The organism is Okeania sp. SIO2B9 (assembly GCF_010672505.1).
Classification (GTDB): Bacteria; Cyanobacteriota; Cyanobacteriia; order Cyanobacteriales; family Microcoleaceae; genus Okeania; species Okeania hirsuta.
This window is the reverse complement of sequence record NZ_JAAHGK010001486.1, coordinates 1-1703: the sequence shown is the minus strand read 5'-3', so window position 1 is coordinate 1703 and position 1703 is coordinate 1. Positions and strand designations below refer to the sequence as shown.

Sequence of the window (1703 nt, the reverse complement as noted above, 5' to 3'; positions counted from 1 at the left end):
GATTCCACAATTCGCTTTTACCTTTGGAGATATTGTAGAAAAACTGAATCAAGTTCAGGTTGACTTAGGTTTTCCAGAATATACTGCTGCCTTCAGTCAAAAAACTATGCTAGATGTTCTATTCATAACTATTTCCGGCATGGTGGGTCTTGCTAGTTTACCCCACGTTATTGTTCGTTTCTATACTGTACCTAACGTGACAGCAGCCAGATATTCTGTAGGTTGGGCATTATTATTTATTGCCATTTTTTCTACAACTGTTCCTGCTTTAGCTGCTTCTGCGCGATACAACTTAATTGAGAGTTTACACAACAAAACTATGGAGGAGGTGCAACAGTTAGACTGGGCGACAAAGTGGGAAAATACAGGTTTATTAGAATTCACTGATAAAAATAACGACGGTCGTTTACAGTTGACCCCAGATATAGAAACTAATGAAATTATTCTGGATCCAGATATTATTACTCTCTCCACTCCAGAAGTCGCAAAACTGCCACCTTGGATAATAGCATTAGTCGCAGCAGGAGGATTAGCTGCTGCTTTATCTACTGCATCAGGTTTGTTATTAGTGATTTCTAGTGCCATTGCTCACGATGTTTACTACCGCCTCATTAACCCAGAAGCATCAGAGTCACAAAGATTAATGTTGGGCAGAATAATGGTAGTATTGGCGATCGCCTTTTCCGGTTATTTCGGCATCAACCCCCCTGGTTTTGTGATTGAGATAGCAACTTTAGGAGTTGGTATAGCTGCTGCTACTTTTTTTCCAGCGATTATTTTGGGAGTGTTTGATCAGCGCACCAACCGGGAAGGAGCGATAAGTGGTATGATAGTTGGTCTAGTGTTTACAAGTATCTATATTATTGGTGTAAGATTCTATGGAATGCCAACATGGTTTTTGGGGTTGTCCGATCAGGGTATCGGTACAGTAGGAATGTTATTGAATTTTGTTGTGACTTTTGTAGTGTCTCGGATGACAGTTCCTCCACCATTGGAAATACAAGAGATGGTGGAAGAGTTGCGATCGCCTTTAGCTGCACCTGCTCCAATTAGGGATATTGGGGAGGAAGAGTTGGATTAATATTCTTTTGGGATCATGGTTATCAGTTAAACTTTATTCTATGGATGAGATGACGGAAATGCAAGCTAGAGATGGCATAAAGACCGATCAGCAGTAATATCATGTCCAGATGATTAAGTATAATAAAAATGTTTTCCTCTCAATGTTGAAGAAATATCCCAAATTTCCACTCCTATCAAGTCTTCCCTCTTAAATTTACACCTACCACCTACCACTTAAAAACTGTATTATCACTAGAGTTGTTGGGAAATAACAATTGAACAATGCTCAAAACCTTATAGAATAAGCTTTTCATGATTCTCGGGCTGAAAACGCTATAAACCTTGATCAATAAGGGTTTTAGCCATTTTTTTAGCTTAATTCCCAACAACTCTACTAATTAAGCGGACATGATATAAATCAAGCAATAGTAATATTTTGACTCGGGAAAATTTTAACATCACCATAACCCCTAGAGTAAATTAGAACTCTGGGGGTTATGATGATTAATTGGTAGTGCAGAGTGCAAAGTGTGGGATAGGTAATATCAAATCCGGTTAAACAGCCATAGAATGGTTAAGTTAGGAGTCCTCAGGAGTCAGGAGACAGGAGTCAGGAGGAGAAAGAATTACAAAGATGAGGG

The 1703-nt window shown here is 39.0% G+C and carries 1 protein-coding gene; it reads left to right on the top strand.

The features are described 5' to 3' along the window. The coding region (locus F6K13_RS31920; RefSeq protein WP_287289707.1) for a VC_2705 family sodium/solute symporter at window positions 1–1081 on the top strand (1081 nt) is incomplete at its 5' end. Between the last annotated feature and the right edge of the window lie 622 nt (window positions 1082–1703).